The following is a 6085-nucleotide window of genomic DNA, read 5'->3' as shown; positions in this document are numbered from 1 at the left end:
ATTTGCAGTTCCTTTCTGTGATGTTTCTTGTTAGCAATAGGATAACAAAAAAAAGTAGAAGTTTCAAATGTTTTTTATAAGTATAGAAATATAGATATTAGTAAATTAGTAAATATTTATATTATTATATATCTAAAATTACTAATTTACTAATATCTATAAAAATTCGAGATCGATAGTTATATAGAGCTCTTTATAAAAAAATATCTATATATAGATAAAGTTAAATATCTATATATAGATAAATAGATATTTACAAATATAGAATAATACTAATATACTTAAATTGATTTTTTAGGATATTAATTGGAATATAACATTTATATCAACAAATGAGGATGAGTATTAGAAATATAAATTAATAAATATAGATATTTCTATATTTATATATTAGTATAGATATGATATAATATATCTAACAGGAGGCAAAGATGGAAGAATTAGAACAAGCAAAACAGCTATTTAAAAAACGAAAAAAAGCAGTTACTATTATCATAGGTAATCAAAAAGGTGGAGTCGGTAAAACAACGAATACATACTTAATCGCCTACACTCTAGCTAAGCTTGGTATAAAAACGTTAGTATGTGACTTAGACCCACAATCAAATTCTACAAAAGCATTGATACTTACTAAATCACAAAACAGTAATGAAATAATGACTATTGATAAAACTTTGATGTGGGGTGTTCAGCAACGTGACTTAAAAGATTTGCCTGTTTCAATTATAGAAAATCTTGATTTGCTTCCCAGCTACATTGATTTTGAGGATTTCGCAAAGTATTTATATAAGAATACAAGCAATGAATATGAAGAAACACATCTCCTAGAACCATTGTTTGAACCTTTAAAAGAAGATTATGACATCATTCTAATAGATGTACCGCCATTAAGTGTAGAAGTAACAAGTAACGCTGTTATGTTTAGTGATTACGTTCTAATTTCTCTTCAAACACAAGATGATAGTATGACAGGAGCAATTGAATACATTAAAACCCTAGTTAAACTGAAGATGAAATATGAACTTGGTATAGAGGTGCTTGGTGCTTTACCGATGTTGTCAAATAGTAGAGGTTCTGTTGATAAACTAATTATTGAGTCAGCAAAAGAAGAGTGGGGAGAAGACCTTGTTTTTGAAACAGTGATTCCTCAAATGGAGCGCATTAAACGATTTAGTATAAATGGTATAACTGATGAAGATCGTTTTGACCGAAAAGTACTGGAAATGTATGAGAAAGTTGTTTCAGAAATGCTTTCTAAACTTATAGAATTTGAAGAGTAAAGGAGAGAAAAGAATAATATGGCAAGAAAAGGTTTATTAGAGCGAAAAGTTGAAGGAGCAATATCTCCAACTCAAAAGTTTGAAGCTGATGCAAGTATAAATATTGTAAAACCAGAAAAAAAACAGAAAAATCAATTCAAAAACCAAAAAGTCACCCTTAAAATTTCTGATGAAATAAAAACAAGTTTGGAAGCAATAAAAGTATTGCATAAATTGAAATTCGACTATGAAGCAATTCAATTTTTGATTGATGATTTTACTCAAAATTTGAGTGCAGATGAAAAACGTAGATATTCAGTTTTAAAAGATAATCTTTAAGGAGAGATAATGATGAATTTGAACGCCTAGTAGAGTATTTCAAGAAGAATTGTTTAAAAACAGGAATAAAGTTTTTTTAAAAGAACAAAAAATATAGAAATAGGTAAATTTACTAATATCTATATTCTTAAAGATCAGATTTTAAAAACAGAGAAAAAATATTCTCTCTGTTTTTTTTTGTATCAATTTGACGTTAAGTCAAGTTTTTAGGGTATCTTACACCTTTTCAAATTGATTAGGTGTAAGATACCCTAAACTTTGATGGATTCGTTTTGAATTATAAAAGGCTTCGATGTACCAGAAAATACTCTGATAGGCTTCTTCAAAGTTCTTATATTTAAATTGATACACCCACTCTCTTTTTAAATGTCCATGCCAAGATTCAAGACTGCCATTATGATAAGGGTATCTCCTTCGACTGAAAGAGTGAGTCATCCCATAATACTTAAGCAACTCTTCATACTCTAGACTCGTATACTGGCTTCCTTGGTCAGAATGAAGAATAAGAGCTTCTGGATAGTCTTGTGATTTAATGGCCTTATTTAAAGTTCTTTGCACTAATTCTACAGTCATTCGCTTGCCCCAATCCCAAGCAATGACTTTTTTAGTATAACGATCCATAATGGTTGAGAGATAAGCCCATCCTTGTTGAGTAGGAATATAAGTAATATCGGTTGACCAAACCTTATTTTTCTTTGTAGGTTCAGTCTGTATGAGATTTTTTCGATTGATGTGATCACTTAGTGAGTATCCAGGCTTAAATTTCTTAATGACTACAGACTTGAGTTGAAGTTGCTTCATTAGCTTCTGTACCAGTTTTAACCCGACTTTTTCCCCTTGTTTAAGTAGAAGATGATGAATTTTAGGAGCACCATAGATTCCTCGGTTAGCATTGAAGAGTTGAGAAATTTTGAGTGACAGGTATTGTCTCCTTAATTGAGTTTTAGATGGATGTCGGTTAATCCGTTCATAATAACTTGATTCAGGAATATCAAGGAGTTGACAGCTGAGCCTGACATTGAGTGCTAAAGTTTTAATGGTTTGAGTCATATCCGCAGCACTCACTTCTTTTTCTCGGCGAATATGGTCAATACTTTTTTTAAGATGTCTCGTTCTTCCTTAACTTTAGCCAGTTGTCTTTTTAATTCTAGAAAATCAGCTTTAGAGACGGAGCTTTCATTAGATTTAGAGTAGAGGTCTATCCATTTATAAATTGTTGCAGGGGCCACGTCGTATTCTTTAGACAGCTGGGTGACGGATTGACCAGAATGATAGAAGGCGATAAGGGTTTCTTTAAATTCTTTTGAGTAGCGTTTTTGCATGTTTTTGTCCTTTGTCTAAATTATACAATAGTGACTCTAAGATTTAAGGATAACATCAGATATACCATTTTACTATTTTATCTGATATTATATGTTGATTTTAGGACTTTTTAAATGTATAATATCATTTAAACAGATGTTTTGTGTTTGCTATACTACTGGAGGTTCAAATGGTAAAACAAAAATTAAATAACTTTTTTGACTACTCAGTTGAACCACAACGAGCTATACTTTTTGAAGATGTCAAATCAAACTACGCTTCAATTGAATGTATTGAACGTGGTTTAAATCCTCTCACTACTTCTCTGTGTGTAATGAGCAGGGCTGATAATTCAAATGGGTTAATACTTGCTGCTAGTCCAACTTTCAAGAAAGTATTTGGAATGTCTAATGTCAGTCATTCCAAAGAACTTCCGTTCCTGGTACATAACCGTAAATTTAACTATCATCTGTGGCATAAAAAGCATACAGATATTTTTGGACAAACGGTTGAACCTGATCCAAAATATATTGCTGAAGTTGAACGTTGGGCAAGACAAACTTATATTGTTCCTCCTCAAATGCTGCTATATATCAAAAAGAATTTAGAGGTAATCAATATTTTAAGAGAAATTACCTCTATAGATGAAATTCATGCTTACTCGATAGATGAATCATGTTTGGATGTTACCGAATCTTTGGACTTCTTCTTTCCTAAAGTTACTGATAAATACGAACAAATGGATAAATTAGCTCAAATGCTGCAGCGTAAAATTTATTATAAAACTGGCTTATATGTGACAATTGGAATGGGAGACAATCCACTTCTCGCAAAACTTGCAATGGATAATTATGCTAAACATAATACCAACATGAGAGCCTTGATTCGCTATGAAGATGTTCCCTCTAAAGTGTGGTCAATATCTGATATGACAGACTTTTGGGGTATTAATGTAAGAACTGAAGCACGTTTAAATAAGTTAGGGATTCATTCAATAAAAGAGCTTGCTCATGCTGACCCTGATATGTTAAAGCGTGAGTTAGGAGTGATTGGGCTTCAACAATTTTTCCATGCCAACGGAATTGATGAAACACGTTTAACTGACAAGTACAAAAGGAAATCTGTCAGTTTCTCAAATAGTCAAACCCTACCTAGAGACTATACTCGAAAATCGGAAATAGGATTGATAGTAAATGAAATGGCTGAACAAGTTGCTGTGAGACTACGAAAATCAAAGAAAAAAGCGACAAATTTTTCGCTCTTTGTGGGATTTTCAATGGCTGATTATAAAAAGTCACTCTCAGTTTCTAGAAAGATTGAACCAACTAGCTCTACTAAAGATTTACAAGAAATTGCTACCAGACTATTGAATGAAAAATATGATGAAGGCGCAGTTAGACGGATTGGGGTTAGTGCCAATAATCTCATAGATGAACCTTATCAACTTATTTCACTCTTTGATTCTGATGAAGAAAACGAAGAAACAATCAAACAAAAAAAGGACGAAGCTGTTCAAGAAGCACTTGACTCGATTCGTCAAAAATATCACTTTGTTTCTGTTCAAAAAGCAACTGTTCTTAAGAAAGGGTCACGTGCAGTTGCAAGAAGCAAAATGGTAGGAGGACACTCTGCAGGTGGATTGGAGGGCTTGAATTGAGTCGTGTTGACAGGTCTTATAGTAAATATGAATCAATAAGAACGTATGAAGATAGAGGGAAAATGAAATGGAATCCTTTTGCGACTGCCGAACTTGCTTCAGCTCATCGTGATTATCATAAAGAATTTACCTTTGAAGAGCCAGATTTTTCTTTGGAACAAGATGAGATTCTTACCATGATTTCTTTCGCAAAGAGCCTTCAGCTTGAAATTAATATAGAGTACCAGGTAGGTAAGAATTTAAAAAATGTAGATGGAATAATTGTAGATTGGAAAGATAAAACAGGAATAATCCTAAAAAAAATAGATGGACATTATTTAGAACTGGAATTTAGCTCCATCGTGAAATTAACTGATAAACAATATTTTGATTCCTACCTCAAACAATAATGAAAGGAGAAATCATGGAACAACCTCAATATAATTCTTATAAAGTAAGAAAATTAGATGATCCAGAAGAAAAGAAATTAGCTATTACCAAAGCAACACAATCGATTGAAAAAAAGTTTGGCTCTAATACCATTTTGAATGAGGAAGGGAAAGCTTCACAACATGTTCAGGCACTACCTTCAGGTATTCTGTCATTAGATTGCGCAATTGGGATCGGTGGTTATCCTAAAGGACGACTCATTGAGCTATTTGGAGCAGAATCCTCTGGAAAAACAACTGTAGCGCTCCAAGCAGTAGCTGAAACACAAAAAAATGGGGGTTATGTAGCTTATATTGATGCTGAAAACTCACTTGATATAGAATATGCTGAAAACATAGGTGTCAAATCAGATAGTCTTATATTTGCCCAACCTGATACAGGAGAGGAGGCTTTCTATATGATTAATGAATTTGTTAGAACAGGAGCTTTTGACTTAATTGTAGTGGATTCAGTTGCAGCACTCACTCCTGCATCTGAGATAGATGGTGTTAAAATGCCTGGTCAGCAAGCTAAAATGATGTCTGAGCAACTTTCCCAGTTAGTTGGAAAGGTTAACCAAACAAAGACAGTAATCATCTTCATCAATCAAATACGCTCTACCATGAGTGGCTTGTTCTTAAATAAAGAAACCACCCCAGGTGGTTCAGCTTTAAAATTTTATTCTTCGGTTCGTATAGAAGTAAAATCTGGAGAAAAAATTAAAGATGGAATAGATACCATTGGTAAAAAGACAACACTTCATACAGTCAAAAATAAGGTATCAGCTCCTTATAAAAAGCCAACTGTTATTAATATTTTTGGAGACGGATTTTCTCAAGAAATCGATGTCGTTACGACTGCCATTCAACTTGGAGTAGTAAAGAAGCTAGGTGAATGGTATTCATTTAATGGCCAAAAATTAGGACGTGGAATTTTCGGAGTAAAAGAATATCTCTCTCATCATCCTTCAGTTTTTAATGCACTAGATGACTTGACTCGTGAAGCATTACAATTTTCATAATAAAAGAGGCTAAATTTAGCCCCTTTTTATTATCTCAATTAACTTAACAAAAAAGGATAGTTTTCCTGAAGGATTAATTTTAATACTTTTTTTAAGATT

Annotated in this window: 6 protein-coding genes; 5 read left to right on the top strand and 1 reads right to left on the bottom strand. The window is 32.6% G+C overall.

Annotated elements, in window-relative coordinates:
- Nucleotides 1-431 precede the first annotated feature (431 nt).
- Both MKX45_RS12210 and MKX45_RS12205 read left to right on the top strand, forming a co-directional pair.
- The gene (locus MKX45_RS12210; protein WP_012477785.1) at nt 432-1280 is read left to right on the top strand and encodes a ParA family protein; all 849 of its coding nucleotides are present in this window, start codon (nt 432-434) and stop codon (nt 1278-1280) included.
- An 18-nt stretch (nt 1281-1298) separates the two neighbouring features.
- The gene (locus MKX45_RS12205; protein ID WP_012477786.1) at nt 1299-1598 is read left to right on the top strand and encodes a hypothetical protein; all 300 of its coding nucleotides are present in this window, start codon (nt 1299-1301) and stop codon (nt 1596-1598) included.
- Between the two features lie 216 nt (nt 1599-1814).
- Here MKX45_RS12205 and MKX45_RS12200 read toward each other — a convergent pair.
- A protein-coding gene (locus tag MKX45_RS12200; protein ID WP_340817404.1) for an IS3 family transposase occupies nt 1815-2920 on the bottom strand; the annotation gives its coding sequence in 2 pieces (ribosomal slippage) (nt 1815-2704 and nt 2704-2920; 1107 coding nt in all).
- A gap of 170 nt (nt 2921-3090) precedes the next feature.
- Between MKX45_RS12200 and MKX45_RS12195 the strand changes: the two genes are divergently transcribed.
- From MKX45_RS12195 to recA, 3 genes are read left to right on the top strand one after another with little or no spacing between them, the layout of a single operon-like run.
- On the top strand, nt 3091-4557 hold the full coding sequence (locus MKX45_RS12195) for a Y-family DNA polymerase (protein ID WP_340817402.1): 1467 nt from the start codon (nt 3091-3093) through the stop codon (nt 4555-4557).
- The gene (locus tag MKX45_RS12190; RefSeq protein WP_047686797.1) at nt 4554-4946 is read left to right on the top strand and encodes a hypothetical protein; all 393 of its coding nucleotides are present in this window, start codon (nt 4554-4556) and stop codon (nt 4944-4946) included. Before MKX45_RS12195 ends, MKX45_RS12190 begins: the two co-directional genes overlap by 4 nt.
- 14 nt (nt 4947-4960) lie before the next feature.
- Entirely contained in the window at nt 4961-5986 is a 1026-nt protein-coding gene (recA, locus tag MKX45_RS12185; RefSeq protein ID WP_340817401.1) for a recombinase RecA, read from the top strand.
- Nucleotides 5987-6085 lie beyond the last annotated feature (99 nt).

It is taken from the genome of Lactococcus sp. FSL W8-0209 (assembly GCF_038006585.1).
GTDB classification, from domain to species: Bacteria; Bacillota; Bacilli; order Lactobacillales; family Streptococcaceae; genus Lactococcus; species Lactococcus lactis.
The sequence above is the reverse complement of the archived record's forward strand: the minus strand, read 5'-3'. Positions and strand labels throughout refer to the sequence as shown.